Here is a 26,344-nt window from a genome sequence, read left to right as displayed (position 1 = left end):
TCTTATTTGCATCGCTCTAGCTTTGCGTTGATTTTTATCGTGTATCGATCCGCTGCGTTAACTCTCATCACTGCTTGGTCCAAGCTATCTACTCGCCAACGCCACTGAGACCCGATGCTTGAGTTCACTCCCCGGTCTCCAAAATCCGAGATGACATCCTTTCCCCCTACAAACAAATCCGGATTGTAAAGAGCGGCTAACGTGCGCATCTTGTCGTTGGCTAACCTCTCGGCTTCACTACTGGCTTTGTCAAAGGGCATTCCTTGCGTCAGCAGCTCGTTGAGTAGATCGTCTTCTAGCCTGTCGTTCAGTTGCATCCGTGCCTGCTTCGCCACCCCCGGATCCCTAACCTTCTCCCCAGCCTTGAACGCCTCCCGCCCCCGCAAATACTCATCCACGGTCAAATCATTCAGCCCTCTTTCCTGTCCCACCAGTTGCCTGTCGAACTCGGGAATCTTGCTGTGGTGCAGGTTGCTCGCGTTAAAGCATGGCACCTTGTATTCCGGCATGCCCAGCGGTTTCTTTCCGCCCGGTCGATCGGTTTCACGATGGCTGTCGGACCTAGGCTCCGGTGTGGTCGAGCCACCTGCCCGAGCCCCAGGCGGCTGTAAGTCAGGCCGCGCCTTAAGACCCTCTTCATGCTTGACCATCCACTGCGCCAGCCGCGCGCCTTTTCTGCTGGCGCGCATTTGGCCAGCCAGTAGCGCGATGTCGCCGCGGCCTCGGGTCAGGTACTCAACCACCGCGCCGAGCAGCAGGATTACCACTTCCGTGTGCCCGCGGGCGATGTGGTGTGCCGCTTGATCGACAACCCACGGGTCGTCCTGTGAAATCGGGTTTAGCCCATCGTTGCCTCGGGTCCCGTCCCAAGCGACCTGGATACCGCGCACGTAGTGTTCCAGCAGCGCAGGCAGGCCTTTTACGAAAAACTCCGCGACCGACGCCAGCCCAAGCACCCCGAGAATCCAGCTGCTGGCTTGCAACCCCGCCGCCATGCCAGCAATCGCGCCGGGCCCCGCGCCTACGCCACCTGCCAGAGCGCCCACCCCCGCACCCATCGCGGCGCCGGCCAGGACGCTGCCGACAATGATCATGGCCATGTCGCCGACGACGCCCATCAGATCAAACAGCACTTCGGATATGTCGAGGTCTGCGAATCGCTGTCGCAGTAATGCGCTGGCTTCAAATTCGGCGCGGTAAAAAGCAGTTCTGATGTTGTCGACACGACGCAATACAAGTTCGACCGAAAGCGCGTGTTCATTCAGATAACTTCTGAAGTGACCTTGGCCTCTACTGTTGATTTCATCTCTTAGCCGGTCTTCAATCTCAAACCATGACGGCAGGATATTCCATAAGCGCATCCCGTCTCCCTGACAGTTCCAAAAAGTTCAGTGCGGAACTTAATGATTACGTCGGGATAGCGTCAATAAACAAGAGGTTTAATAACGGCGAGGTCGGAAAATGTATCTGTTTAAAGTATTAGTTTGCGGGTGGGAAAGTGTATGTAGGAAGTGGCGAAGTATAAGAGTTATTTAAATGAGGCGTTTGCAAGAAGGGGCGTTACAAGATAAAGCCGGCGCCTTTTCGAGCGCCGGCCCAGGTTCTACCGATCAGCTCCGGCCAGGAAACAGCTCAGGCTTGACGATGCCGTTCAGCTGCGGGTACGGGATCTTCAGCTCGATGTGGCCCATGGCGTAGGGGGCGATGGTTGTCACCGGGTACTTGAGGATCACCGCACCGTACGTCAGAGCAATGTTGGAAGTTTGCTTGAAAGGCCACATGTTCTGGAACTCGGTGTCCTTGTCCAGCTTGCTGCTGATCAGCCAGGCCTGATGAGCCAGGCGGGCCTTGTCCCAGAATGCAGCTTCCTGCCCCGGGATCAGCATGTCGGCCAGCGTCAGAACACGCTGCTGCTGGCGGGAATAATTGATGAACGCGCGACCCGGATTACCCTGGCCGCTGCCGGAATCAACGTAGCTGGACAGCTCAACGACCACGATTCCGTCATGCTGCTCACGTACTTTGGCCTGCAGGTAGCTGCTGTTGCGAGCCGGGGCGCGGCTCAGGTATTGCTCCTGATAGGCCTTCAGCGTTGGCGGCACCGGACCATCGCTGTCGCTGCGGGTCAGTTGCAGCAGCGTGCGCTGAACGATCTCGTCAAGTTTCGGCGCATCGGGGAAATGCACGGTGTCGATGTTTACCAGCGGGCAATCATCGGTGGTGCAGCCGGGCTTGATCAGCTCGGAGGCGTCGCGCTGAACGGTCAGCGGACTGCGCAGATTGGGTTGGAACAGGCTTTGGCAGGCGCCCAAAATCAGGGCCACGCAGGCCAGTGAAATGATCTTCAGAAAAGACATGTTGATCCTTGGCATCGGCATAAGGGGGCGTCACGTGGAGGCAACGGCAACGTCCTTCGACTGTGGGTGGCGCAATCAGTTCGCCATCGGGCGGATTAGAGTGCTTTCCCCGGCGGTCGTCTACCCCGGTGACCGGTTTTGCGAATTCAAAGGGCTGCATCCCGCACCACAGCGCGTTAGGATGGGCCCGGACACAGTGCTCAAGCAGTGAGAAATCTATGACGGATAGCAACAGATCGACGCCGACGAATTACGAAATCAAACACCGTGAGACCTGCTTCAAAGGGTTTTACCAGCTCGACCGTCTTCAGTTGCGCCACGAATTGTTCGCGGGTGGCATGGGCCCGGAAATCAAGCGTGAGCTGTTCGTTCGCCACGACGCAGTGTGCGTGCTGCCCTACGACGCCAAGCGCGATGAAGTTGTGCTCATCGAGCAGTTCCGCGTCGGCGTTATCGGCAAGCATGAAAACCCCTGGCTGATTGAAATGGTCGCCGGCCTGATCGATAAAAAAGAGGAGCCCGAGGAGGTTGCTCACCGCGAGGCACAAGAGGAAGCTGGGCTGACGTTCAACGCCCTTTGGCCGATCACCAAATACTTTCCATCGCCGGGCGGCAGCAACGAATTCGTGCATCTGTACCTGGGCAAGTGCGACAGCGAGGGGGCAGGTGGGCTGCACGGGCTGGTCGAAGAGGCCGAAGACATCCGGGTGTCGGTCTGGTCATTCGACGACGCGATGCAAGCCGTCAAGGACGGGCGCATCGTCAACGCCGCAACTATTATTGCAATGCAATGGCTGGCGCTCAATCGCGCCGAAGTAAGGGGGCTATGGTCGTGAATCTTCTGCGCGAGCGCTATCGTGTCGACCTCGCCGGGCTGCAAGCCGCCTGCGAGGCGAACTACGCGCGCTTGATGCGTTTGCTGCCCGATATGCGCAATCAACAACGCTCACGCCGTGTCGCCGTAACCCAGGGCGACCAGATGCTGGGCGTGCTGGCGGTCGAGGTCATCCTCGATTGCCCTTACACCACCACGCTGCAAGTCCGTCAGGAACACAGCCTGCCGTGGCTGCCGGTGCCCGTGCTGGAAGTGCAGGTCTACCACGACGCGCGCATGGCCGAAGTCATCGGCGCCGAACATGCACGCCGCTTCCAGGGTATCTATCCCTATCCCAATGCCGACATGCACCAACCCGACGAAAAGGCCCAGCTCAACGTATTTCTGGGCGAATGGCTGAGCCATTGCCTGGCGTGCGGGCATGAGTTTGAGGCAGTGCGCTGAGACGGCGCGACTTATCGGCTGGATTTTCTGCACGCAGATGAGAACCAGCCCCTCTTTCCAGGTTTGCCGCCGCACCAATCTCACACCATAATCCGGCCACATCCGCCCAAGGAGATGGCCATTGTCGAGCGCATCCTCTCATCCCTCATCCGTGTTGGTCGTTCAACTGACCGACAGTCATCTGTTCGCCGAGGCGGACGGCGCGCTCTTGGGCATGCCCACGCGCGCCAGTCTCGATGCGGTGGTCGAACTTGTGCTCGGCGAGCAGCCGGCGATTGATGTGGTGCTGGCCACGGGCGACTTGTCTCAGGACGGCACGGTTGAGTCGTATCAGGCGTTTCGCGACGCGAGCAATCGCCTGAATGCGCCCGCGCGCTGGATTCCGGGGAATCACGACGAGTTGAGGGAGATGGCGATTGCCGCGCAAAACAGCGACTTTCTTGAGCCGGTCGTCGACGTCGGCAACTGGCGGATCACGATGCTTGATTCTGCCGTTTCCGGATCTGTCCCCGGTTATCTGCAAGACGGCCAGCTTCAGTTGCTCGCCCAGGCCTTGAGCGAAGCGCCGGAGCGGCATCATCTGGTGTGTCTGCATCATCACCCGGTGCCCATCGGAGCGGCGTGGATGGAACCCATTGGTTTGCGCAATCCCGAAGCGTTGTTCGCCGTGCTGGAGCGTTTTCCCCAAGTGCGCGCGCTGCTCTGGGGGCATGTGCATCAAGCGTTCGATCAATCCCTGAACGGCGTGCGCCTGATGGCTTCGCCCTCAACCTGCATCCAGTTCGCCCCGAACAGCGTGGACTTCGGCCTCGATGACATTGCGCCCGGCTATCGCTGGCTGCGTCTGCACGATGAAGGCCGGATCGAAACCGGTGTTTCGCGCATCGATCCCGGCCTGTTCGACGTCGACATCAACGGCGCGGGCTATTGAAGGAAACTTCCTCAATGTGCAGCGATTCATCAACAGGCAAGTCTTTGCGCAGTTGACCCTGTAAACTGCGTGGCTTTGCCCGGATGAGTGCCGACAGGCCCGCCCGTCCGGGGTGTATCGATTGCCGTTTGGGAGGCAACTGAGTGAACCAGGATCAATCGACGCTTCTTTATATTCACGGCCTGAACAGCTCGGCCAGGTCGCAGAAAGCCACGCAGCTGACGACGCTGATGGCGCGTCTGGGGTTGAGCGAATATCTGCGCGTGCCCGAACTGCATCATCATCCGCGAAAGGCGCTGGCGCAGTTGGAAGGCGCGATCGAGGAGCTCGGCCGGCCGCTGCTGGTCGGCAGCTCGCTCGGCGGCTACTATGCGACTCACCTGGCTGAGCGCCACGGCCTCAAGGCTGTGCTGATCAACCCGGCGGTCAATCCGCACCAGCTCTTCGATGGTTTTCTCGGCACCCAACAAAACCTTTATACCGGCGAGAGCTGGGAGCTGACGCACGACCACGTGACGGCGCTGGCCGAGCTGGAAGTGCCCGCTCCACAGGATCCGCAGCGGATTCAGGTGTGGCTGCAAACGGGCGACGAGACGCTGGATTACCGCCGTGCCCAGAGCTTTTATCGGGCCTGTGCATTGCGCATCGAAGCGGGCGGCGATCACGGGTTTCAGGGTTTTGCTGCAAAGATGCCAGCGCTGTTGAGCTTTGCCGGGTTCGCACCTGCATTGCTCCAGGGCGTCGATCTGACCGGGCTCTGACCTGAGCCATTGCTGCAATACATATGTAGAACATTCTTGTAAAACATTTTTGTAAGAACAGTAGCACTCCGAAATTTCATGAACGACTTGATGACGAGACCCCATGGCCAATCCCAGCGCTAGCTCTTATAACGCAGACGCCATCGAAGTCCTCTCGGGCCTCGACCCGGTCCGCAAACGGCCGGGCATGTACACCGACACCTCACGCCCCAACCACCTGGCGCAGGAAGTCATCGACAACAGCGTCGATGAAGCGCTGGCAGGCCACGCCCGATCTGTGCAGGTCATTCTGCACGCCGACAACTCGCTGGAAGTGTCGGACGACGGTCGCGGCATGCCCGTGGACATTCATCCGGAAGAGGGCGTGTCGGGCGTCGAGTTGATCCTCACCAAGCTTCACGCCGGCGGCAAATTCTCCAACAAGAACTACCAGTTCTCCGGCGGCCTGCACGGCGTCGGGATCTCCGTGGTCAACGCGCTCTCGACCCAGGTACGGGTGCGGGTCAAGCGCGATGGCAACGAATACGAAATGACCTTTGCCGATGGCTACAAAGCCAGCGAACTGGCCGTGATTGGCACCGTCGGCAAGCGCAATACCGGCACCAGCGTGTACTTCGCGCCGGACCCCAAATACTTCGACACCCCGAAATTCTCCGTCAGCCGCCTCAAGCACGTGCTCAAGGCCAAGGCGGTTCTGTGCCCGGGCCTTTTGGTCAGTTTCGAGGACAAAGGCACCGGCGAGAAGGTCGAGTGGCATTACGAGGACGGTCTGCGCTCGTACCTGCAGGACTCAGTGTCTGACTTTCTGCGTCTGCCGGACGAGCCGTTCTGCGGCGTTTTCGCAGGCAACAAAGAAGCCGTCGACTGGGCACTGTTGTGGTTGCCCGAGGGCGGGGACAGCGTTCAGGAAAGTTACGTCAACCTGATTCCGACCGCCCAGGGCGGCACCCACGTCAATGGGCTCCGTCAGGGCCTGCTGGACGCGATGCGTGACTTCTGCGAATTCCGCAATCTGCTTCCCCGCGGCGTGAAACTGGCACCTGAAGACGTCTGGGAGCGCATCGCTTTCGTGCTGTCGATGAAGATGCAGGAGCCACAATTCTCCGGCCAGACCAAAGAGCGGCTGTCGTCCCGTGAGGCAGCAGCGTTCGTCTCCGGTGTGGTCAAGGATGCTTTCAGTCTGTGGCTCAATGCGCACCCGGAGATGGGCATGCAACTGGCCGAGCTGGCGATCAGCAACGCCGGTCGTCGTCTCAAGGCGAGTAAAAAGGTCGAGCGCAAACGCATCACGTCAGGCCCGGCGCTGCCGGGTAAGCTGGCGGATTGCGCGGGTCAGGACCCGATGCGCTCCGAGCTGTTTCTGGTCGAGGGTGACTCTGCGGGCGGCTCCGCCAAACAGGCCCGGGACAAGGAATTTCAAGCCATCCTGCCGTTGCGCGGGAAGATCCTGAATACCTGGGAAGTCGACGGTGGCGAAGTGCTCGCCAGCCAGGAGGTGCACAACATTGCGGTGGCGATCGGGGTTGATCCGGGCGCTGCGGACATGAGCCAGCTGCGTTACGGCAAAATCTGCATCCTCGCCGACGCCGACTCCGACGGTCTGCACATTGCCACCTTGCTGTGCGCGTTGTTCGTCCAGCATTTCCGCCCGCTGGTGGATGCGGGTCACGTCTATGTCGCCATGCCGCCGCTGTACCGCATCGACCTGGGCAAGGACATTTATTACGCCCTGGACGAAGCCGAACGCGACGGCATTCTCGACCGGCTCGTGGCCGAGAAGAAGCGCGGTAAGCCGCAGGTCACCCGATTTAAAGGTCTGGGTGAGATGAACCCGCCGCAGTTGCGCGAAACCACCATGGACCCGAACACCCGCCGACTGGTGCAGTTGACCCTGGATGACTTCGCAGCCACGTCGGAAATGATGGACATGCTGCTGGCCAAGAAGCGCGCAGGCGACCGCAAGAGCTGGCTCGAATCCAAAGGCAATCTGGCCGAGGTGCTGGTCTGATGCGGGGCTGGTTTGCAGCGCTGTTATTGATCGCCGCGCCCGTTTTCGCCGCGCCGTTGCCCGAGCTCAAGCTGCTGTCGGAGCATCCGGTCGACGACATGATCGGCGGCAACCTGTCCGGGCTCGCGTCCTGCAACGGCGTGCTGTGGACCGTTTCGGATCGGGACGACACCCTGCTTTATAGCCTCGATACCTCGGCAACGGTCTGGAAAGCCAAGGCCCAGACGCTGGACATCCCGCCGATTCCGGACAGCGGTCTTTCTGCGACCCTGCGCGGTATGGCCAAGGCCTCGGCGCTGATTCGTGGCGGTGACCTGGACTTCGAAGGCGTGAGCTGCGACGCGGCGGGCAACCGTTACCTCGTCAGCGAAGCCTATGCTGCCGTACTCAAAGTGCCGGTTGACGGTGCGGCGGTCTGGCTGGAGCTGCCTAAGAAGATCGTCGAGGAAGCGCAGTCGGCCGGGATGCTGCAGCATTTCAACGCCATCTTCGAAGGCATCGCGGTCAATCCGGCAGGCGATCAACTCTGGCTCGCCGCCGAGCGCGACAAGCGCGGCCTGCTGACGGCAAAGCTCGGCAAGGATGGCTGGGCCTGTGACGCCAGCTGCATTCTGCGAGTCGAGTCAGGCAATGATATTTTGCCGCCCGAGCTGGGTGGCAAGCCGGTCTCCAAGGACTTTTCCGACATCTCCCTGTACAAGGGCAAGCTGTTCACCCTTGAGCGCGCGGCGTACCGAATCTGCCGCCGGACGCTGGCGACAGGTCAGCTGGAAACCTGCTGGTCGTTCGCCAAAGAGGCGCTTCAGCCGAACCGGCTGTATGACCAGAAATACGGCCTGACCGAGGCCCTGATCATCGACGAAAAAGGCGCTTGGGTCGGCACGGACAACAATTTCGGTGTCCGCGCCGATGGCGAAAAACGTCCCGTCGTCTGGCGCTTTGCCGCGCCCGAGGGTGGCTGGAGCGGCAAGCCTTGACCCAGGCACCTCCCGGCAGACGCGCCGGGCGGCTGATGATGATCATCGCCTGGGCGGCGGCGCTGTTTCTGGCGACGCGGTTTTTTGGCGAGTGGGAGCAACGTCAGGAAAATCCGAATACCATCGTCGCCTCCGAACATCGAGACGGCTATGTCGAGGTGACACTGGCGAGCAATCGTGACGGGCATTTCGTCATGACCGGGCAGATAAATACCCGTCCCGTACAGTTCATGCTCGACACCGGCGCGACCAATGTCGCCGTGCCGGAGAGCGTTGCGCAGGCCCTACGCCTTGAGCGTGGCGAGCGCGTTCAGGTGAGCACGGCCAACGGACGCACCGACGCGTTCCGGACCACGCTGCAACGGTTGCAGATTGGCGACATCGTCCTGAACAACGTGCGCGCCCTGGTGGTGCCCGGTCTGGATGGTGAACAGGTGCTGCTGGGCATGAGCGCCGTGAAACAACTCGAATTCACACAGCGCGGCGGCACATTGCTGCTGCGCCAGACGACAAAATGATGAGGCCCGCATGAGCGACTCCCTTGACCTCAGCCTGGATGGCGTAGAACGCCGATCGCTGGCTGACTTCACCGAACAGGCCTATCTCAACTATTCCATGTACGTGATCATGGACCGGGCGTTGCCGCACATCGGCGACGGCCTGAAGCCTGTGCAGCGCCGCATCGTCTACGCGATGAGCGAGCTGGGCCTGGACGCCGACGCCAAGCACAAGAAATCGGCGCGTACCGTCGGTGACGTGCTCGGCAAGTTTCACCCCCACGGCGACTCGGCCTGCTACGAAGCCATGGTGCTGATGGCGCAACCCTTCAGCTATCGCTACACACTGGTCGACGGCCAGGGCAACTGGGGTGCACCGGACGATCCCAAGTCATTCGCCGCCATGCGCTACACCGAAGCGCGCCTGTCGCGTTACTCCGAAGTGCTGCTTTCCGAACTGGGGCAGGGCACCGCGGACTGGGTGCCGAACTTCGACGGCACCCTGGACGAGCCCGCAGTTTTGCCGGCGCGCCTGCCGAATATCCTGCTCAACGGTACCACCGGCATCGCCGTGGGCATGGCCACCGACGTACCGCCGCACAACCTGCGCGAAGTCGCGACAGCCTGTGTGCGTTTGCTCGATGAGCCCAAAGCAACGGTCGAACAGCTCTGTGAGCACATCCAGGGCCCGGACTATCCAACCGAAGCGGAAATCATCACGCCCCGCGCCGACCTGCTGAAAATGTACGAAACCGGCAAAGGCTCGGTGCGTATGCGCGCCGTGTACCACATCGAAGACGGCGACATCATCGTCACCGCGCTGCCGCATCAGGTGTCCGGTGCCAAGGTGCTGGAGCAGATCGCGGCGATGATGCAGGCCAAGCCGTCCAAGGCTCCTCAGATCGCTGACCTGCGTGACGAATCCGACCACGAGAACCCGTGCCGGATCGTGATCATCCCGGGCGCCCGCAAGAATTTCGACCACGATGCGCTGATGCAGCATCTATTCGCCAGCACTGAGCTGGAGTCGAGCTACAGGGTCAACATCAACATCATTGGCCTGGACGGCAAGCCGCAGCTGAAAAACCTGCGCGCATTGCTGGTCGAGTGGTTGGAGTTCCGGGTACAGACCGTGCGTCGTCGCCTGCAATTCCGCCTCGACAAGGTCGAGCGTCGCTTGCACCTGTTGGATGGTTTGTTGATCGCTTACCTCAACCTGGATGAAGTGATTCACATCATCCGCACCGAGGAGCACCCGAAAGCCGCGCTGATCGCGCGTTTCGCCCTGAGCGAAATCCAGGCTGACTACATTCTCGACACCCGTTTGCGTCAGTTGGCGCGACTGGAAGAAATGAAGTTGCGTGCCGAACAGGATGAATTGCTCAAGGAACAAGCCAAGCTGCAAGCCCTGTTGAGCAGCGAGGCCAAGCTGAAGAAACTGGTACGTACCGAGCTGATCAAGGATGCCGAAACGTATGGCGACGACCGTCGTTCGCCTATCGTCGAGCGTACCGAAGCCAAAGCCCTGACCGAACACGATCTGCTGCCGAACGAGAAAGTGACGGTCGTCCTGTCGGAAAAAGGCTGGGTTCGCTCCGCCAAAGGTCATGAAATCGACGCCACCGGGCTCTCTTATAAGGCCGGGGATGGCTTCAAGGCCCTGGCGCCGGGTCGTTCCAACCAGTTTGCGGTGTTTATCGACTCCACCGGTCGCAGTTATTCGGTGCCGTCGCACACCTTGCCATCGGCCCGTGGCCAAGGCGAACCGCTGACCGGTCGTCTGACGCCGCCGCCCGGTGCGACTTTCGAATGTGTGCTGATGCCGGAAGACGATTCGCTGTACGTGGTCGCCTCCGACGCCGGCTACGGTTTCGTGGTCAAGGGTGAAGACCTGCAGGCCAAGAACAAGGCGGGCAAGGCGCTGCTGAGCTTGCCGGCCGGGGCCAAGGTGATCCTGCCGCGCCCGGTACCGGATCGTGAGCACAACTGGCTCGCCGCCGTCACCACCGAAGGCCGTTTGCTGGTGTTTAAAATCAGCGATCTGCCGCAGCTGGGCAAGGGCAAAGGCAACAAGATCATTGGCATCCCGGGCGAGCGCGTTGCCAGCCGGGAAGAGTACGTGACCGATCTGGCCGTCGTCCCTGATGGCGCCACGCTGGTGCTGCAGGCGGGCAAGCGCAATCTTTCGCTCAAGCCCGACGATCTGGAACACTACAAAGGTGAACGCGGAAGACGGGGCAACAAACTGCCGCGTGGATTCCAGCGCGTCGATGCACTATTGGTGGAAACCGCTGGCTAAAGCGGTGGGTTCGGCAGTCGCTCTTCGTTTCGTCACGAGAGCGACGCAGAATCGCTGGAGTCAATGCGCATATTCACGGATGATATGACGTCCTCTGGCGCCGCCATGGCGGAATGCCTTCATGTTTTCAAAGTATTTAACAGCGTGGACGCATTACACGGCGTTCACTTGGACGGGATGATGAATTTTCTACGTGTTCCCTGTGTTCTGTTGTTGACCGGCGTTCTGGGTTTGGCCGGTTGCAGCGTTCATCAGCCCACCTCGCTCTATCAGCTGGACAGCGGCGATCCTGGGCAACCGAAGCACACCGGCGGGGTCGCAGTTCTGCTGGGCCCTGTGGCGATTGCTGACTACCTGCAACGTGAAACATTATTGCAGCGTCAGCCGGACGGCAGCCTCAAGGCATCCACTGACGGTCGCTGGGCCGGCAGCCTGTCTGCCGATATCGATCAACTGCTTCTGCGCCAACTGGCCTGGAAGCTCGACAGTCAACGCGTGGTCATGGCGCCTGCCGCGGCGAGCTTCACGCCGGATGTCCAGGTGGTCCTGTCCATCACCCGCCTGGATTCAGGCGAGAAGCAGCCTGCGGTGCTCGATGCCCAATGGCGCTTGCTCGACCGTCGCGGCACTGTACGCGACAGCAAGCTGATTCACCTGGAAGAACCGCACGCAGGCTCTTCAGCTGCGCAGGTCAAGGCTCAAGGGATTCTGTTGCAGCGTCTGGCGGACAAGCTGAGCGTCGCGGTCAAACCCATCGCCAGCCAGCCGTACGTGGCAGACGCGCCCAAGAAGGCCGTAGCGCCGGCGAAAACCCGCACGGATCAGGACAAGCCAAAGATCCCTATGGCATCACCGATTCGCACCGATCTGGAAGTGTTCCGCTTCTAGCATCAGCGCCCACAAAAAAGCCCGCAGCGATGCGGGCTTTTTTGTGGGTGGCGCTTAGACCTTGCGCGCCTCGTGCATGCGCGCCAACTGGCGCTCCAGCATCGACGGGTACGGCTCCATCAGACGCTCCACGCAACTGGCACCTTCAGGGCTCGCTATCGGGCGAATGCGCGCGCGCTGGCGGATGGTCGTATCTTCGCTGATCTTGCGCTCAACCAGCAGGAGGTTGCGGCTGTGTTGGGAAAGGGCCAGAGCGTCCTGAGCAGTTTCGGTCAGCAGCAGATCGATCTGGTTCATGCCATGCAAGCCTTCGCCCAGTGTCAGGCCCAGCTGCAGCTGCAGGGTGATACCGCTGTCGGCGACTTCGATCTGCAACGCATGGCTCAATGCACGCAGCAACTCGCCGCAGCAGATCGCGTTGGTCAGGTAGTCATCGCCGCTGTCCTGGGTACTGAACACCATGAGTGAGCTGCCGTCGTTCAGGGTGTGCAGCTCGCTGTCGTAGAGCGAAGCAGCCTGATCGATGCAGTCACGGTAGCGCTCGAGCAACTCGGTCAGGCGCGTGCGCGGCAGCCGACGCAGTTGCTCCTGCGAACCCAGCTGTACCGCCAGCACGGCGCTGTATTGCGGTTGCGATGGCACGACAGGAAGGATCGGACGCGGGACGGCTTTTGGCGCGGCGGCAGAATGATCGCGAAGGTCCGCAAACGGATCCTCCTCGTCTTCTTCATCTTCCTCGGCAGCGATGCGTCGTGCCGGAATCACCGTCGCACGCGGCTTGGGCGCGTCGTCGAAGTCAGGGTCGCTCAGATCGCTGCTGTCGAACTCCGGCGAAGCGTCGTCCTCGTCCTCGACCTGGGCAGGCTCGGGAATGGGAGCCGGTTCCGGCTCTGGCGGCGCGTAGGAAGTCTTCAGCTGACGCGCCAGATCGCCGATCTCGTCCTGACGATCAGTGGCCGGCGTGTACGGATCGATGTAGCGCAGCCACATGCGCAGTTGCAGCATCGGCGTGGAAATATGGCGCCCCAGGCGAAGGCTCAAGGCTAGCGCCAGTGCCAGCAGGATACCGGCCAGAATCGCCATGCTCTGCAGGCTGATGGTCAGCGGCTGCTGGAACTGGGCCATGTCCAGGCTGATCCGCAACGTGCCGGCGACTACATCCTGAAACGTGATCTTGATCTCGTACAGACCTTCAGCCTCGCCCAGCAAGCCGTTTTTCGGACGCTGACCGGCTTCGGCCAGAATGCGGTTGTCGGGGCTATAGATAGCGGCGTGGGCCACCAGCGGGTTTTTCACCAGATTGCCCAGCAGCACGTTGAGGCTGAGGATGTCGTTGGACACCAATAGCTCGGTGGCGGACGTGGCGGTCTGCGTGGTCAGGGCTTGCCCCAGTGCGTCAGCCTGTTCATGCATGGCTTGCTTGAATTGCAAACCCATGACGCAGGCGTAGATCACCAGAGCCAGCGCGACGAGGATCACGTTGTGGCTGGCGATGCGCAAAGCAATCGGTACACGTCGATGACGCAATGCCCGGAAGATCAGCAAGAAGAAATTATCGGTTTTTACTGGCGTGGGCCGGTTCACTGAGCACGGCTCTCTTGGTGAAGTTGGGGCGCAGTATAGCGAGCGACCCTGTGGCGGCAAAGCGCTGGCTGTGCCCGGCGGTCACTGAAAGTGCGTAGAATGCGGTTTTTTTCAACTGCGGGGGTGCGCCTTGCGCGAAATCGTCCTGATAAACATCACCGGTGTAGACCGTCCGGGTCTCACTGCGGCCATCACCGGTGTGCTGGCCCAAGGCGGCGTGAACATTCTCGACATCGGTCAGGCGGTGATTCACGACGCGCTGTCGTTCGGCCTTCTGGTCGAGATCCCCGACACCGAGGCAGGCGCGGCAGTGCGCCGGAACGTGCAAGCGACAGTCGACCAATTGGGCCAGCAAGTGCGCTTTACCCACGTGTCCGAAGCTGATTATCAGCATTGGGTAGACGGTCAGGGCAAGGCGCGGCACATCGTGACGCTGCTGACGCGCAAGGTCACCGCCGAGCAGCTGCAAACGGTCAGCGCGATCACTGCCAAATATGGCTTGAACATCGACCGCATCGATCGCCTTTCCGGACGCATGCCGCTGGACATGCCCACCGAGAAGAGCAAGGGCTGCATCGAGTTTTCCGTGCGCGGCGAGCCGGTCGATCCTCAGCAGATGCAGGCCGAGTTCCTCCACGTTGCCCAGGAGCTGAACGTCGATATCGCGTTTCAGCAGGATTCACTGTTCCGCCGCAACCGTCGTCTGGCGGTGTTCGACATGGATTCGACGCTGATCGAAGCCGAGGTTATCGACGAACTGGCCAAGGCCCACGGCGTCGGTGAGCGCGTGTCGGAGATCACCGAGCGCGCCATGCGGGGCGAACTGGACTTCCGCGCCAGTTTCAAAGAGCGACTGGCGCTGCTTAAAGGCCTGGATGTGAAGGTGCTGGATGAGATCGGCGCTTCGTTGCGTTTGACGGAAGGCGCTGAAACCCTGTTCGCCGAACTCAAGCGGCTGGGTTACAAGACCGCGATCCTGTCGGGGGGCTTCACCTACTTCGCTCGCCAGCTGCAGGCCAAACTGGGTATTGACTACATCTTCGCCAATGAGCTGGAAGTGGTGGACGGCAAGTGCACCGGCAACGCGATCGAGCCGATCGTCGACGCCCAGCGCAAGGCCGATCTGCTGCGCGAACTCGCCAGCAAGGAAGGGTTGAGTCTGGAGCAGACCATCGCAGTGGGCGATGGCGCCAATGACCTGCCGATGCTCGCGATCGCCGGCCTGGGTGTGGCGTTCCGCGCCAAGCCGCTGGTCAGGCAGTCGGCGAAACAGGCCATCTCGACGCTGGGTCTGGACGGCGTGCTGTATTTGCTGGGATTCCGCGATCGGGAAGGGCGCAGCGCTTAACTAGCGTGGGCATTGAGGCATCTGCAACGGATGCCTCGATGGCTCAGAGCACCGTCCACAGCGAATCGAATTCCTGCTCCGGGCCGCCGGCATCTGGCTGCGCCGCCTTTTTCGGGCCTTCAATAATCTGATATTCAAACTGGTTGTAGCTGCCCGTCGTCGCCCGACGGTTGCTCAAGCTCGCGCTTCGCTGTTCGCCACTGGTGTTGATCAGCACCTTGGAGCCGTCCTCGAACGGCAGGCGCGGGGCAATGACCGTCGCGGGGACGTCGATGGCGCGAACCTCCGGCAGCAGCAGGGCGCGGAGGAACTGACTGCTCTGTTCGGCGCGTGTCAGCTGCATGCCGCAGGCCTGGGCGAAGGGCGCAATCAGTTCAACGCCCATCTGCATCCCACCGCCGCGCACTTGCCGCACCCAGCGCACTACCGCAATGCTCCAGCCGTGGCCATGGTCCTGAATGCCGATCATCTCACCGGCCTGCAACTGGTCCGGTACTTCTTTGGGCCAGGCCAGGCAGTAGCCCCCCGGGCTGTGATTGACGATATGCAGGGCGTACGTCGGAAAGCTCTTTTGCCCGTCGGACGCCGCGCTGGCTTCGGCATCGTCGCGCTTGTACTCGATTTCCTCGAACGGCAGCATGCTGTTCGATGTGCCGTTACGTTGCGCGTCCGCCGTCTCCGCCCACGGATCAAGCTTCACCGGCTTCAAGGGCTGCAGCGAGTATTCGGCCACTCTGGACAGGGTCGACATCTGCAGTAGATCGCTGAAGGACTGCTGGCCGCCGACGTAATAATGCAGCGCGCTCATGCCCACGCAGACGGTCAGCGTTCCTTGCCCCGGCGTGCGTTGAAACGCACGCTCCGACACATCACCCCAAGCGGCGGCAAGGTGTTGGAGGACATCGATGGATAACCCCGGCGGCACTTTCAGGGCGGACTTCGAACGTTCTTCAACGGGCGTTTCGGTATAGCGTTCCAGTGCCGCCGACAGAGGGCGGGGGTTGATGCCAAGCAGGTTCGGCCGCTGATCGTCGTCATACAGTGCGGCATAGCGCGGCGCCGTGTCCGTACCTGGCGACACCGCGTACAGGCTGTCGCTGTCCAGCGGCTGCTGCAACGTGACCATCGCGCTCCACGCATCCAGCGCCTCGGCCAGTTTGCCGATATTGTGCTGGCGCATTTGATTGCAGCGCGAACAGCCCATCAGCAGCGCAACGATATACGTTTGTTCAACGCTCATCGCCTGAGTGTTGTGGGCGAGACTGTCGGCAACAGGTACGTTCTGCAATTGATGCTGGCGGGCGATCTGATAGATCTGGTGCAGCTCCAGCCACAGGCCGTCCTGCACCGGGCAGTAAAGTTGATTGGCGCGGATCAGCGGCCCGTTCAGGCAGCTGAGCGCGCGCTGAAGAGCGGTGGTCAGCAGGCCGATACGGTCTTTGCCGAGCTTGACCGCGACCCGCGCGATGATCTGTTTGTAGCCAATGGCAAGGTGGTTCTGCAGGGCCTGGCACAGGTTGGCGACCTTGCGCGGACGCTCTTCGAGAACGACCGACTGGTTCAGGAAGTGACGCTCCAGGTGCTTGCACACGAAAAAGACTTCCGGGCGAAGCAGTTCGAGGAGCTGCATGCGGTTGTCGCTGGGGGTAAGCAACTGGTTCAGCTCGCCAAGCCCTTGATAGAGCTGACGGGCCATTTCACCGAGATTGGCCTTGGGCAGCGTGGCGATCCAGCGCTTCATGTCTTTGGGCGTCGCGTCACAGAACGACAGGCTCGACTGCGTCGGCACAGGTGCGCGCAACAACAGTGGGAGGCTTAAATTACTCATGTGACAGGCAAACTCCAACAACTACAGGCCTGAACGGCGGCGTCGAGCTCCGGGGCCATCACCCTCGCCGAGCGAAAAGAGCACATTTACGTCCACAGAAAGCGAAGTTTCCTACAGCGCTGACCACTGGACTCTAGCAGCATCCTGCAACCGTCGCAGCTTGGGCACATTGTCCTGCACCCAGCCCCGCAATCCCTGATGAAGCGTCATGCTGCGCGACGGCTCAAAGCAGTTCGCGCCAGAAAAACAGCATCACGCCCCATAGGTATTAGTTAAGGCAAGAATCAGGCCTGCATCGGCAGCGCGAGGCCCTGACCCATCTGAACGGGCGAACCGGCCGCCAGCAGCTCGGACCACTTCACCTGATTCGGGCCGAACAGCACGATGGCCGTGGAGCCCAGTTTGAAGCGACCCAGCTCAGCCCCCTTTTCCAGATGAATAGGCGCGCGCGCTGCTTCGTCGTAGCGGAAAGTCTTGAGCTCGCGCTTGGGCGGCGTGACCAGACCTGCCCACACGGTTTCAATCGAGGCAACGATCATGGCGCCGACCAGCACGACGGCCATCGGACCGCGTTCGGTGTCGAACAGGCACACCACGCGCTCGTTACGGGCGAACAGCTCCGGCACGTTTTCCGCGGTGGTCTGGTTTACCGAGAACAGCCGGCCTGGCACGTAGACCATCTCGCGCAGGGTGCCGGCGAGCGGCATGTGAACGCGGTGATAATCCTTCGGTGACAGATAAACGGTTGCGAATTCGCCACCCATGAACGGCGCGGACAGGCGCGCGTCGCCGCCCAGCAGTTCCAGTACGCTGTAGCTGTGGCCTTTGGCCTGAAAAATCCGGCCGTGTTCGATGGGGCCCAGTTGGCTGACCGCACCGTCGGCAGGGGAAAGGATCGCGCCCGGCGTTGGGTCCAATGGGCGCGCGCCAGGCTTTAGAGCGCGGGTGAAGAAATCATTGAAGTGCTGATAACCGGTGATGTCCTCGACCTGAGCCTGGGACATGTCGACCTGATAGCGGCGCGCAAACCACTGCGTGAAAGCGTTCTTGAACCAGCGCACGCGGCATTCGGCCACGCAGCCGGCCAGTTGCGACAGCAGATGATGGGGAAGCAGATACTGGAAAAGGATAAACAGACGCTGTTTCATCAAGATTCCTAAAACGTTCGAAAAGGGGAATACGGAGCTGCGCCATGTCGGGCGCCGGTTTTATTTCTCGACCGGAGTGTCAGGATGGTTGCCCCACTCGCCCCAGGAGCCGGCGTAGCCCTTGACCCTCGGGTAGCCCAGCGCCTTGGCCACCAGATAGGTGAAGCCCGAGCGGTGATGGGTCTGGCAGTGAGTAATGATTTCTTTCTCCGGGGTGATGCCCAGGTCTTTGAGGATCTGCGGCATGTCCTTGCGGATGCGCAGGTGGCGTGCCTGGTCCATGCCGGCGGTCCACTCGAAATTCACGGCGCCGGGAATGTGGCCTCCCTTGGCGGCGACGACTTTTTCGCCGGAATATTCAGTTGGTGCGCGAGCGTCCCAAATCGCCAGGTCAGCGGCGCCGAGGCGGCTTTGCAGGTATTCGCGGGTGGCCGTGGGCTCGTCGTGCAAGGTCAGCGAAACCGGACCGCCGACTGCTTTTGGCACCTCTGTCGACAGTGGCAGGCCTTCGGCTTGCCAGGCGAGCAGGCCACCGTCGATATAGTGATACTTTTTGTGTCCGATGACGTCGAGCAGCCAGATGAACCGACCGGCCCAGCCACCGCCTTCGTCGTCATAAACCACGTACACCGCGTCAGGGTTGTGGCCCAGTTCGCCGAACAGCGCTTCCAGATGTGCGTGCGAGGGCAGCAGCCCCGGCGCAGGTGGCAGGCCCAGTTGCGTGCGTTTCGGATCGACGAATCGGGCACCCGGGATGTGCCCGGCCTCGTAGCGGGCCGGGCTGGTCAGGTCGACCAGAATAAGCTCTGGCGCGCTGAGGCGTGCTTGCAGGTCTGCGGGCTCGATGACCAGCGGCAAGCTTGAAAAGGCAGACATCTAGCGTCTCCGGATCGCGAAAAGGTTGCGAATTGTAGCTCAGCCGTCAGCCATTGCGATGGCTAAAGGTGGTGAGGGCTTTCTCGATGCACTGACCGGTTCTTCCGAAAGCCTGTACAGAGACTTCGGGAAACGGCACGCCGCCCTGGTCGGCCACCACCATCATCACCACACGGCCATTACTGGCCAGTGAGCGAATCAGCAGGTGTTCCCCGCTGAACAGATTGCGCAGTTGCGCTGGCAGCAGCGCCGAAAACTGAGCGTTGTTGGCCGGCGTCAGGCGCAATTGTGTGGGTTGGGCGAGCAGGCGTTGCAGCACGGTGCTGTCTTTGTAAGGGACCAGCAACGCAGCGGCCGACTTGTCCACTCCCGCGATCTGATGCACGCGCAGGCTGTCGGTCTTGCGATCGGTCATCAGCAAAACCACCCGCTGCATCCCCGCTGCCACCAGGGCATCCCGGGCGCAGGTGGTCAGGTGTATCGCGTTGATGAAAATGCCGGGCTCTTTCAGCAGATCCGCGCAGTGCTTGCGCCACAGCTGCAAGGCGTCGGGCGAGGGTGGTGGGGCGGGTAGCAAGCCGTTGTGCACTCGTCGTGCATTCCACGGCCAGAGCAAAGCCTGCGCCGGGTGCCAGACGTCCGGGCCGCCATGCTGACGCGCGCTGGCCGCTGCGTTCTGGTGAACCTGCTGTTGCAGATCATCCAGTGACTGTTGCAGATACAGGCTGGTCAGCAGCTGCCAGCGCAGGTTGTGCGGTGTGTCCCAGGCCTGGTGCGCCGACAGCGCGAGACCGTTGGCCAGCAGAATCGTATTGGCGGGCTGATTGAGCCAGCGTCGCAGCGGCAGGTCAGCGTCGAGTTGCTGTTGCTGTTTGAGCGGGTCGCTGTTGCTGTGGGCGATACGCAGCACTCTCACCAGATTGCGTTGCTGGGAGGTCAGCAGATCGTAGCCCTGGGTCACCCAGATCGGCAGGCGCCAGTGCCGCGCCAGCGCCTGACACAAATGCACCAGCCGCACGCCAAACAGCGCGTTTTCCACAGTCTTCGCGCACTCGCCCTTGTGGATAACCCGCAATTCCCACTCTTCCAGCAGTTTGGGATGCGCCAGTGCCATCGGCCACAGCGGCGAGAGGAACAACAGGCTGCCCAAATGGATGTCCTGCCACAGCCGGGCCAGTTGATTGGCGAACAGGCCGTAAGCCTGTTGCATGGCGTGCTGACTGATCATCTGGATCTGACGCAACGCCACCGGGATATCCCGTGCATCGACACTGGGCAGGCGCGCCAACAGCGCTTCGGTGCGCGCCAGCCCCAATCGGTTGATGGCGACTTCAAGACTCTCCGCAGGCTGGGCTGTGGCGGGGCTGTTCAGGTTGGCTTCGCGCAAAACGTTGAGCACCAGCGCAGGGCTGTCCTGCATGAGATCGGCAATATCGCGCAGCGAGCGTCGACTGTCGGTCAATGCCGCCTGTACGCGCTGATACGCCACCGCAGGCACGGGCAAGGCGATGCCGTCGAGCTGTTTGATCCAGTGATCCAGGGTGCGCGGGACAGGTAGCGAAGAAGCTTTATCTGATTGCATTCACAACACCCGTACGGCTGGGAGGTTAGATCGATGTTAGATACTGGCTTCATGCTGGCCTTGGTGGCGCAACGTCCGGCGCGACACCTCGGTCAGCATTTTCCTGTGATCTGACTATAGTCTGGCGCATTCATGCCGATAAGCAGGACAAGAGTTTCAAGCGCTTCTCGCACAATGACCATGAACCCGACTCAGTAAGTATTTTCTACCTATGGCAAAAATTATCGGCATCATCGTCGTTTTCGCGAGCGTTCTCGGCGGATACGTACTGTCCCACGGTCAGATCGCTGCGTTGATCCAGCCTTTCGAGGTCATGATCATCGGCGGTGCGGCGCTGGGTGCATTCCTGCAAGCCAACCCGGGCTATATGACCATGCTGGTCATCAAGAAGTCCTTGAAGATGTTCAGCACCCGGTTCACCCACGGCTATTACCTCGAAGTGCTGGGCCTGGTCTACGAGATCCTCAACAAGAGTCGTCGCGAAGGCATGATGGCCATCGAAGGCGACATCGAAGAGCCTGAGAACAGCCCGATTTTCGCCAAATACCCTGGCGTGCTCAAAGACACCCGCATGATCGCCTTCATCTGCGATTACCTGCGCATCATGTCCTCCGGCAACATGGCGCCCCACGAGCTGGAAGGCTTGTTCGACATGGAACTGCTGAGCATGAAAGAAGAGCTCGAGCATCCTTCCCACGCAGTGACCGGTGTTGCCGATGCCATGCCAGGCTTCGGTATCGTTGCTGCGGTACTGGGTATCGTGGTGACCATGGCCTCCCTGGGTTCCGGCGACAAAGCGGCGATCGGCATGCACGTCGGTGCGGCCCTGGTCGGTACGTTCTTCGGTATTCTCGCGGCGTACGGTTTCTTCGGCCCGTTGGCCACTTCCCTGGCCCACGATGCCAAGGAAGAAATGAACGTCTATGAATCGATCAAGGCGTCGCTCGTAGCGTCAGCGTCCGGCGTACCGCCTTCGCTGGCCGTGGAGTTCGGTCGCAAGGTTCTGTATCCGGCCCATCGCCCCAGCTTCAGCGAGCTGGAACAAGCTGTTCGCGGTCGTTGATCCATGGAAAATAATCAGCCGATCATCATAAAGCGCGTCAAGCGCTACGGCGGAGGGCATCACGGCGGCGCCTGGAAAATCGCATTTGCCGACTTCGCGACGGCGATGATGGCGTTCTTCCTGGTGCTGTGGCTGATGTCTTCGGCCACGCCCGAACAACTGCTCGCCATCGCCGGTTACTTCAAGGACCCGGTCGGGTTTTCCGACAGCGGCTCGCCTTACGTGATTGACCTGGGCGGTTCGCCCGAAATGTCCCCTAACCAGACGCTCAACCCGGAGGTGCAATCCACTCCGGCCCCGGATCGCGTGCCGGTCGATGCGGACCAGCAGGACGCCGCCGCCGAGCAGGTCGAGCAGGACCGTCTGGAGATGCTGATGCAAGAGCTGCAGACCAAGATCAACGAAAATCCGCAACTGGCGAAGTTCAAGGACCAGATCCTGTTCGAGATCACCCAGGACGGCTTGCGCATCCAGATCACGGATGCCGAAAACCGCCCGATGTTTGACATCGGCAGTGCGAAGCTCAAACCGTATTTCGAAGACATTTTGTTGGCCATGGCCGACACCATCAAAGCGGTGCCGAACAAAGTCAGCATCAGTGGTCACACCGACGCGACGCCTTTTGTCGGCAACAATGGCTTCGGCAACTGGGAGCTGTCGTCCGGTCGAGCGAACGCTGCTCGCCGTGCGCTGCTCGCGGGAGGTTATCCGGATCAGCAGGTGGCGCGCGTAGTGGGTTATGCGTCTTCGGCACTGTATGACAAGGAGCACCCGCAAAATCCGATCAACCGTCGCATCGACATTGTGGTGATGACCAAGAAAGCGCAGCAGCGTATTGAAGGCGCGCAGAATTCTGGTGAAGCACCGCAAACGCCGGATGCCCCAGGCGCCGCTGCGCCACTGCCGGCACCTGGCGCTACCGCACCGGCCAATCAGCCGGGGGCGTCGATTTCCACACCGGCAGTTGATCCGCAGGCTTACGCCCAGCCCCACGAGATTCGGCAGAAGCTGAACATCTTCGATCAGGGCCAGCTGAAGATCGACGAAACCAAGAACTGATACCTGGGTTGCAGACACAAAAACGCCGCGATGATCGCGGCGTTTTTGTTTGCGCTCTTAAACCCTTTCATCCGGAACGGTGAAGTCCGTAGGAGCCGGCTTGCTGGCGAACGCGTCAGGTCAGGCACGGCAGCTTAACGGATCCACCGCATTCGCCAGCAAGCCGGCTCCCACAATTGATCTCGGACACCAGCGCCGCACTGGGCGGCGCCCGTCAGTAACTGCTTTCCGGCAGGCTTGCGATGATCGAGCGATAGCTGTTCATGCGCTGCTGCTGCACGCGGCCGTCTGCAAGCCCCTGCAACAACGCACAACCGGGTTCACGGTCGTGTTTGCAGTCGCGGAAGCGGCATCGGCCGAGCAGGTCGTTGAACTCGATGAAGCCTGCTTCGACGTCTGCACGGCTGACGTGGCCCAGGCCGAATTCACGAATACCCGGTGAGTCGATCAGGTCGCCGCCGCGCGGGAAATGGAACAGGCGCGCGGTGGTCGTGGTGTGCGTGCCCTGGCCCGAATACTCCGACAACGGCCCGACGCGCGTGCCGACTTCCGGCAGCAGGCTGTTGACCAGCGAGGATTTGCCGACGCCGGACTGACCGACGAACACACTGATGTGGCCATCCAGCTGGTCCTGTAACTGCTGCATGCCATCGCCGTGGTGGGCCGACACTTCCAGCACCGGATAACCCAACGTGCGGTACACCGCCAGCAGCGCATTGAGCGCAGGCGCATTCTGATCGTCGATCAAGTCGAATTTGTTCAGCAGCAACAACGGGCGAATCCCCGCATGCTCAGCGGCCACCAGGTAGCGGTCGATCAGATTGGCGTGGGGTTCGGGCATCGGCGCAAAGACGATGACGATCAGGTCAACGTTGGCAGCGACCGGCTTGAGTTGGCCCCGGCTGTCCGGGCGGCTCAATTCTGTATCGCGGGGCAACTGCGCAACGATGACGCCGATGCCCTGATTGCCAGCGCGCCAGACGACTCGGTCGCCGGTCACCAATGCGGGCAGGTTGGCACGCAAGTGGCAGCGGAAAACCTGACCCTGCAGCTCGCCGTCCTGCGCTTCGACTTCTACCTGCACGCCAAAGTGCGCGATGACCAGGCCCGTTTGCTCGGGACCGAGATCGCCGCCTTCCAGCGTTTCGAGAGCGGTTGATTCACGTTTGGCGGCACGCGCTGCGCGCTCGCCCTGAATCTTTTCGATGCGCCAGTTCTGGCGGCGATTGAGTTGGCGTTTGGCCATGGGTGTTCAGTGTTCCGTTTGAAGACGCATAAAGGTGCTGATTTGATAAAGCGCGGGCGAGTCTAGCACGCCCGGGTGGGCTAAACTGCGCGCCAACGCTGAGGAGCCGACATATGCAGAACAAACAGAACCTGATCTGGATCGACCTGGAAATGACCGGTCTGGACCCTGATAACGACGTCATCATCGAGATGGCAACCATCATCACCGACAGCGAACTTAACACCCTCGCCGAGGGCCCGGTCATCGCGGTTCACCAGAGCGACGAGCTTCTGAACGGCATGGACGAATGGAACACTCGCCAGCACGGCGGTTCCGGCCTGACCCAGCGCGTGCGCGACAGCAAAATCTCCAACGACGAAGCCGAGGCCATGACGCTTGAGTTCATCAAGCAATGGGTCCCCGAGCGCAGTTCGCCTATCTGCGGCAACAGCATCTGCCAGGACCGTCGCTTCCTGTACAAGCGCATGCCAACGCTGGAAAACTACTTTCACTACCGCAACCTCGACGTTTCGACCCTCAAGGAACTGGCCGCACGCTGGTCGCCTGACCTCAAGTTCAAGAAGGGCAGCACCCACCTGGCGCTGGACGATATCCGTGAGTCGATCGCCGAGCTGCGCTTCTACCGCGAGCACTTCATCAAGTCCTGATGACAGGGCTCTGGCGGCCAATCGTGGTCGCCGGGAGAGCGCGTAACGCTAACGCTCTCTTTTGGTGCCTTGGTCGAGTGGTTAGACTGCGCCCCCTTTCTCGCAGGGACTGCCGCCATGTTGTTGATGCTCTACCTGATCGCCATTACGGCCGAAGCCATGACCGGCGCGCTGTCCGCAGGCCGTCGCGGAATGGACTGGTTCGGCGTGGTGCTGATCGCGTGCATCACGGCGTTGGGCGGCGGTTCGGTTCGCGACGTGCTGCTGGGGCATTACCCGCTGACGTGGGTCAAGCACCCGGAATACCTGATCCTCACCAGCATTGCGGCGCTGGTGACCATTTTCATCGCACCGTTGATGCGCCATCTGCGCTCGCTGTTTCTGGTGCTCGATGCGCTGGGATTGGTGGCGTTTACACTGATCGGTTGCATGACCGCGCTGGACATGGGCTTGAGCATGACCGTCGCCGCCGTGAGCGGGGTGATCACCGGTGTGTTTGGCGGGATCCTGCGGGACATTTTCTGCAACGACATCCCCCTCATCTTCCGCCGCGAGCTGTATGCCAGCGTATCGTTCGCCGCCGCGTGGTGCTTTTTACTGTGTCAGTACGCCGGGTTGCCGGTGGAACAGGGCACGCTGATCACGCTGTTTGGCGGGCTGTTGCTGCGGCTGCTGGCGATCCGGTTTCGCTGGGAAATGCCCAAGTTTGTCTACAAGGACGGGCATTGAGCAGGGAGTAATGCTTCCATGGTCGCATTGGGCTGCGATTGCAGTGCGCCAGACATTGCGATGATGAATGTTCTAGCGTCTTCGCGGGCAAGCGCGCTCCTACAGGATGCGCGCTGCTGTCCTGCCTTCATGCTGCCGCAACGCCCACTGCACATGCTCGCGCACCATCTCTGACGGATGCTCCCGCCGCGCTTTAAGCGCTTCGATCACAGAGATGGTGGACGGCGCGTTGCCCAGTCCCACCGCCAGATTTCTCAGCCAGCGTTCATACCCGGCGCGCCGCAACGGTGAACCTTCGGTGTTGCTCAGGAAGGTCGTTTCATCCCACAAAAACAGCGTCGTCAATTCAGCGTTATCAAGACCGTGGCGAGGTTTGAAGTCCGTCTGATCGGTCGGCCGGGCGAAGCGATTCCACGGGCAGACGATCTGGCAGTCATCACAGCCGAACACCCGATTGCCGATCAGCGCACGCAAGTCCTCGGGGATCGACGTCTTCAGCTCGATGGTCAGATAGGAAATGCACTTTCGCGCATCCAGTACATAAGGTCCGACGAAAGCGTTGGTCGGGCATACGTCCAGGCACGCCGTGCAGCGCCCGCAATGCTCGGTGACGTGTGGCGCGTCTACCGGCAGCGGCAGGTCGACGAACAGCTCGCTGAGGAAGAAATAACTGCCGGCCTTGCGATTGAGCACCAGGGTGTTCTTGCCGATCCAGCCCAGCCCGGCCTGTTCGGCGATGGCCTTCTCCAGCACCGGTGCGCTGTCAACGAACGCGCGAAACCCGAATGGCCCAATGGCCTGTTGAATGCGCTCCGCCAGTTGCTGCACGCGCTTGCGGATCAGCTTGTGGTAATCACGGCCCAGCGCGTAACGGGAAACATAGGCTTTCTCGGGCTGCCCCAGCAACTGAGCCATCTGCGTGTCACCGGGCAGATAGTCCATGCGCAACGACACCACGCGCAGCGTTCCCGGCACCAACTCGTCCGGATGCGAACGTTTGCTGCCGTGCGCTGCCATATAGTCCATCTCGCCGTGGTAACCCGCTTCGAGCCAGCGTTCGAGATGCTGCTCGTGCTCAGCCAGGTCCAGCCCCGAGATGCCGACTTGCTGAAAGCCGAGCTCGCGCCCCCACGCCTTGATCGATTGGGCAAGGTCAGTCAGCCCGTCTGCCGTTAGGGGCGTTGAGGCTGTGGATGGATCTACAGTTATCGCGGACATGCAAGGAGGACACCGG

23 protein-coding genes are annotated in these 26,344 nt (G+C 61.0%); 14 read left to right on the top strand and 9 right to left on the bottom strand.

Annotated elements, in window-relative coordinates; genetic code table 11:
* Nucleotides 1-2: 2 nt before the first annotated feature.
* Together EC919_RS13340 and EC919_RS13335 are read right to left on the bottom strand one after the other, a co-directional pair.
* Complete coding sequence (locus EC919_RS13340; RefSeq protein ID WP_133774575.1) at nucleotides 3-1,361, bottom strand: DUF6861 domain-containing protein; 1,359 nt, start codon at nucleotides 1,359-1,361, stop codon at nucleotides 3-5.
* Between the two features lie 249 nt (nucleotides 1,362-1,610).
* Nucleotides 1,611-2,357 (bottom strand): RsiV family protein, encoded by a 747-nt coding sequence (locus EC919_RS13335; RefSeq protein WP_133774573.1) that lies wholly within the window; start codon nucleotides 2,355-2,357, stop codon nucleotides 1,611-1,613.
* 218 nt (nucleotides 2,358-2,575) lie between these two features.
* On the opposite strand from EC919_RS13335, the gene EC919_RS13330 reads away from it, so the two are divergent.
* The 9 genes from EC919_RS13330 (at nucleotide 2,576) to EC919_RS13290 (ending at nucleotide 11,997) form a co-directional block, all read left to right on the top strand.
* On the top strand, nucleotides 2,576-3,193 hold the full coding sequence (locus EC919_RS13330; RefSeq protein ID WP_133774571.1) for an NUDIX domain-containing protein: 618 nt from the start codon (nucleotides 2,576-2,578) through the stop codon (nucleotides 3,191-3,193).
* Nucleotides 3,184-3,636 (top strand): DUF1249 domain-containing protein, encoded by a 453-nt coding sequence (locus EC919_RS13325; RefSeq protein WP_065987826.1) that lies wholly within the window; start codon nucleotides 3,184-3,186, stop codon nucleotides 3,634-3,636. Before EC919_RS13330 ends, EC919_RS13325 begins: the two co-directional genes overlap by 10 nt.
* A gap of 121 nt (nucleotides 3,637-3,757) precedes the next feature.
* The gene (cpdA, locus tag EC919_RS13320; RefSeq protein ID WP_133774569.1) at nucleotides 3,758-4,567 is read left to right on the top strand and encodes a 3',5'-cyclic-AMP phosphodiesterase; all 810 of its coding nucleotides are present in this window, start codon (nucleotides 3,758-3,760) and stop codon (nucleotides 4,565-4,567) included.
* 143 nt (nucleotides 4,568-4,710) lie between these two features.
* Nucleotides 4,711-5,328: a YqiA/YcfP family alpha/beta fold hydrolase gene (locus EC919_RS13315; protein ID WP_133774568.1), complete on the top strand. Its 618-nt coding sequence runs from the start codon at nucleotides 4,711-4,713 to the stop codon at nucleotides 5,326-5,328.
* Between the two features lie 103 nt (nucleotides 5,329-5,431).
* Entirely contained in the window at nucleotides 5,432-7,336 is a 1,905-nt protein-coding gene (parE, locus tag EC919_RS13310) for a DNA topoisomerase IV subunit B (RefSeq protein WP_122533837.1), read from the top strand.
* Entirely contained in the window at nucleotides 7,336-8,313 is a 978-nt protein-coding gene (locus EC919_RS13305) for an esterase-like activity of phytase family protein (RefSeq protein ID WP_166650537.1), read from the top strand. Before parE ends, EC919_RS13305 begins: the two co-directional genes overlap by 1 nt.
* A gap of 35 nt (nucleotides 8,314-8,348) precedes the next feature.
* The gene (locus EC919_RS13300; RefSeq protein WP_208294979.1) at nucleotides 8,349-8,831 is read left to right on the top strand and encodes a retropepsin-like aspartic protease family protein; all 483 of its coding nucleotides are present in this window, start codon (nucleotides 8,349-8,351) and stop codon (nucleotides 8,829-8,831) included.
* Nucleotides 8,832-8,841: 10 nt separating this feature from the next.
* The gene (gene parC / locus EC919_RS13295; protein WP_133774565.1) at nucleotides 8,842-11,109 is read left to right on the top strand and encodes a DNA topoisomerase IV subunit A; all 2,268 of its coding nucleotides are present in this window, start codon (nucleotides 8,842-8,844) and stop codon (nucleotides 11,107-11,109) included.
* A gap of 180 nt (nucleotides 11,110-11,289) precedes the next feature.
* Nucleotides 11,290-11,997, top strand: a complete 708-nt coding sequence (locus tag EC919_RS13290; RefSeq protein ID WP_166650536.1) for a PqiC family protein — start codon at nucleotides 11,290-11,292, stop codon at nucleotides 11,995-11,997.
* Between the two features lie 54 nt (nucleotides 11,998-12,051).
* Here EC919_RS13290 and EC919_RS13285 read toward each other — a convergent pair whose 3' ends face one another.
* Nucleotides 12,052-13,581 carry a HAMP domain-containing protein gene (locus tag EC919_RS13285; RefSeq protein ID WP_133774564.1) on the bottom strand — a complete coding sequence of 510 codons (1,530 nt, stop codon included), beginning with the start codon at nucleotides 13,579-13,581 and terminating at the stop codon, nucleotides 12,052-12,054.
* 130 nt (nucleotides 13,582-13,711) lie between these two features.
* Between EC919_RS13285 and serB the strand changes: the two genes are divergently transcribed.
* The gene (serB, locus tag EC919_RS13280) at nucleotides 13,712-14,929 is read left to right on the top strand and encodes a phosphoserine phosphatase SerB (RefSeq protein WP_133774563.1); all 1,218 of its coding nucleotides are present in this window, start codon (nucleotides 13,712-13,714) and stop codon (nucleotides 14,927-14,929) included.
* A gap of 43 nt (nucleotides 14,930-14,972) precedes the next feature.
* Here the strand turns inward: serB and EC919_RS13275 are convergent, their stop codons facing one another.
* From EC919_RS13275 to EC919_RS13260, 4 genes are all read right to left on the bottom strand, one after another.
* Nucleotides 14,973-16,757 (bottom strand): molecular chaperone, encoded by a 1,785-nt coding sequence (locus EC919_RS13275; RefSeq protein ID WP_133774562.1) that lies wholly within the window; start codon nucleotides 16,755-16,757, stop codon nucleotides 14,973-14,975.
* Between the two features lie 284 nt (nucleotides 16,758-17,041).
* Nucleotides 17,042-17,911 carry an archaetidylserine decarboxylase gene (gene asd, locus EC919_RS13270; RefSeq protein WP_166650544.1) on the bottom strand — a complete coding sequence of 290 codons (870 nt, stop codon included), beginning with the start codon at nucleotides 17,909-17,911 and terminating at the stop codon, nucleotides 17,042-17,044.
* Nucleotides 17,912-17,965: 54 nt separating this feature from the next.
* Entirely contained in the window at nucleotides 17,966-18,781 is an 816-nt protein-coding gene (gene rhdA / locus EC919_RS13265; RefSeq protein WP_133774559.1) for a thiosulfate sulfurtransferase, read from the bottom strand.
* A 46-nt stretch (nucleotides 18,782-18,827) separates the two neighbouring features.
* Nucleotides 18,828-20,363, bottom strand: a complete 1,536-nt coding sequence (locus EC919_RS13260) for an HDOD domain-containing protein (RefSeq protein WP_133774557.1) — start codon at nucleotides 20,361-20,363, stop codon at nucleotides 18,828-18,830.
* A 211-nt stretch (nucleotides 20,364-20,574) separates the two neighbouring features.
* Between EC919_RS13260 and motA the strand changes: the two genes are divergently transcribed.
* Nucleotides 20,575-21,426, top strand: a complete 852-nt coding sequence (motA, locus tag EC919_RS13255; RefSeq protein ID WP_037015764.1) for a flagellar motor stator protein MotA — start codon at nucleotides 20,575-20,577, stop codon at nucleotides 21,424-21,426.
* Nucleotides 21,427-21,429: 3 nt separating this feature from the next.
* Nucleotides 21,430-22,485 carry a flagellar motor protein MotB gene (gene motB / locus EC919_RS13250; RefSeq protein WP_133774555.1) on the top strand — a complete coding sequence of 352 codons (1,056 nt, stop codon included), beginning with the start codon at nucleotides 21,430-21,432 and terminating at the stop codon, nucleotides 22,483-22,485.
* A gap of 214 nt (nucleotides 22,486-22,699) precedes the next feature.
* Here the strand turns inward: motB and rsgA are convergent, their stop codons facing one another.
* Nucleotides 22,700-23,731, bottom strand: a complete 1,032-nt coding sequence (rsgA, locus tag EC919_RS13245; RefSeq protein ID WP_065987812.1) for a small ribosomal subunit biogenesis GTPase RsgA — start codon at nucleotides 23,729-23,731, stop codon at nucleotides 22,700-22,702.
* A gap of 113 nt (nucleotides 23,732-23,844) precedes the next feature.
* Here rsgA and orn point away from each other — a divergent pair, with 113 nt between their 5' ends.
* Together orn and EC919_RS13235 are read left to right on the top strand one after the other, a co-directional pair.
* Nucleotides 23,845-24,381 (top strand): oligoribonuclease, encoded by a 537-nt coding sequence (gene orn / locus EC919_RS13240; RefSeq protein ID WP_133774553.1) that lies wholly within the window; start codon nucleotides 23,845-23,847, stop codon nucleotides 24,379-24,381.
* A 117-nt stretch (nucleotides 24,382-24,498) separates the two neighbouring features.
* Nucleotides 24,499-25,110, top strand: coding sequence for a trimeric intracellular cation channel family protein (locus tag EC919_RS13235; RefSeq protein ID WP_037015750.1), 612 nt, complete (start codon nucleotides 24,499-24,501; stop codon nucleotides 25,108-25,110).
* A 99-nt stretch (nucleotides 25,111-25,209) separates the two neighbouring features.
* Here the strand turns inward: EC919_RS13235 and queG are convergent, their stop codons facing one another.
* A complete protein-coding gene (gene queG / locus EC919_RS13230) occupies nucleotides 25,210-26,328 on the bottom strand; it encodes a tRNA epoxyqueuosine(34) reductase QueG (RefSeq protein ID WP_243842255.1) in 1,119 nt (372 codons plus the stop codon).
* Between the last annotated feature and the right edge of the window lie 16 nt (nucleotides 26,329-26,344).

Origin of the sequence: Pseudomonas graminis (genome assembly GCF_004364335.1) — a bacterium.
Classification (GTDB): Bacteria; Pseudomonadota; Gammaproteobacteria; order Pseudomonadales; family Pseudomonadaceae; genus Aquipseudomonas; species Aquipseudomonas graminis_D.
The sequence above is the reverse complement of the archived record's forward strand: the minus strand, read 5'-3'. Positions and strand labels throughout refer to the sequence as shown.

Excerpts from the sequence above, each read along its gene's own strand:
- EC919_RS13305 (WP_166650537.1), top strand. The coding sequence starts at position 7,336 with ATGCGGGGCTGGTTTGCAGCGCTGTTATTGATCGCCGCGCCCGTTTTC.
- parE (WP_122533837.1), top strand. The coding sequence starts at position 5,432 with ATGGCCAATCCCAGCGCTAGCTCTTATAACGCAGACGCCATCGAAGTC.
- EC919_RS13290 (WP_166650536.1), top strand. The coding sequence starts at position 11,290 with ATGAATTTTCTACGTGTTCCCTGTGTTCTGTTGTTGACCGGCGTTCTG.
- EC919_RS13330 (WP_133774571.1), top strand. The coding sequence starts at position 2,576 with ATGACGGATAGCAACAGATCGACGCCGACGAATTACGAAATCAAACAC.
- EC919_RS13275 (WP_133774562.1), bottom strand. The coding sequence starts at position 16,757 with ATGAGTAATTTAAGCCTCCCACTGTTGTTGCGCGCACCTGTGCCGACG.
- queG (WP_243842255.1), bottom strand. The coding sequence starts at position 26,328 with ATGTCCGCGATAACTGTAGATCCATCCACAGCCTCAACGCCCCTAACG.
- rsgA (WP_065987812.1), bottom strand. The coding sequence starts at position 23,731 with ATGGCCAAACGCCAACTCAATCGCCGCCAGAACTGGCGCATCGAAAAG.
- orn (WP_133774553.1), top strand. The coding sequence starts at position 23,845 with ATGCAGAACAAACAGAACCTGATCTGGATCGACCTGGAAATGACCGGT.
- EC919_RS13300 (WP_208294979.1), top strand. The coding sequence starts at position 8,349 with ATGATGATCATCGCCTGGGCGGCGGCGCTGTTTCTGGCGACGCGGTTT.
- EC919_RS13235 (WP_037015750.1), top strand. The coding sequence starts at position 24,499 with ATGTTGTTGATGCTCTACCTGATCGCCATTACGGCCGAAGCCATGACC.
- parC (WP_133774565.1), top strand. The coding sequence starts at position 8,842 with ATGAGCGACTCCCTTGACCTCAGCCTGGATGGCGTAGAACGCCGATCG.
- motB (WP_133774555.1), top strand. The coding sequence starts at position 21,430 with ATGGAAAATAATCAGCCGATCATCATAAAGCGCGTCAAGCGCTACGGC.
- EC919_RS13335 (WP_133774573.1), bottom strand. The coding sequence starts at position 2,357 with ATGTCTTTTCTGAAGATCATTTCACTGGCCTGCGTGGCCCTGATTTTG.
- EC919_RS13340 (WP_133774575.1), bottom strand. The coding sequence starts at position 1,361 with ATGCGCTTATGGAATATCCTGCCGTCATGGTTTGAGATTGAAGACCGG.
- motA (WP_037015764.1), top strand. The coding sequence starts at position 20,575 with ATGGCAAAAATTATCGGCATCATCGTCGTTTTCGCGAGCGTTCTCGGC.
- EC919_RS13260 (WP_133774557.1), bottom strand. The coding sequence starts at position 20,363 with ATGCAATCAGATAAAGCTTCTTCGCTACCTGTCCCGCGCACCCTGGAT.
- rhdA (WP_133774559.1), bottom strand. The coding sequence starts at position 18,781 with ATGTCTGCCTTTTCAAGCTTGCCGCTGGTCATCGAGCCCGCAGACCTG.
- EC919_RS13325 (WP_065987826.1), top strand. The coding sequence starts at position 3,184 with ATGGTCGTGAATCTTCTGCGCGAGCGCTATCGTGTCGACCTCGCCGGG.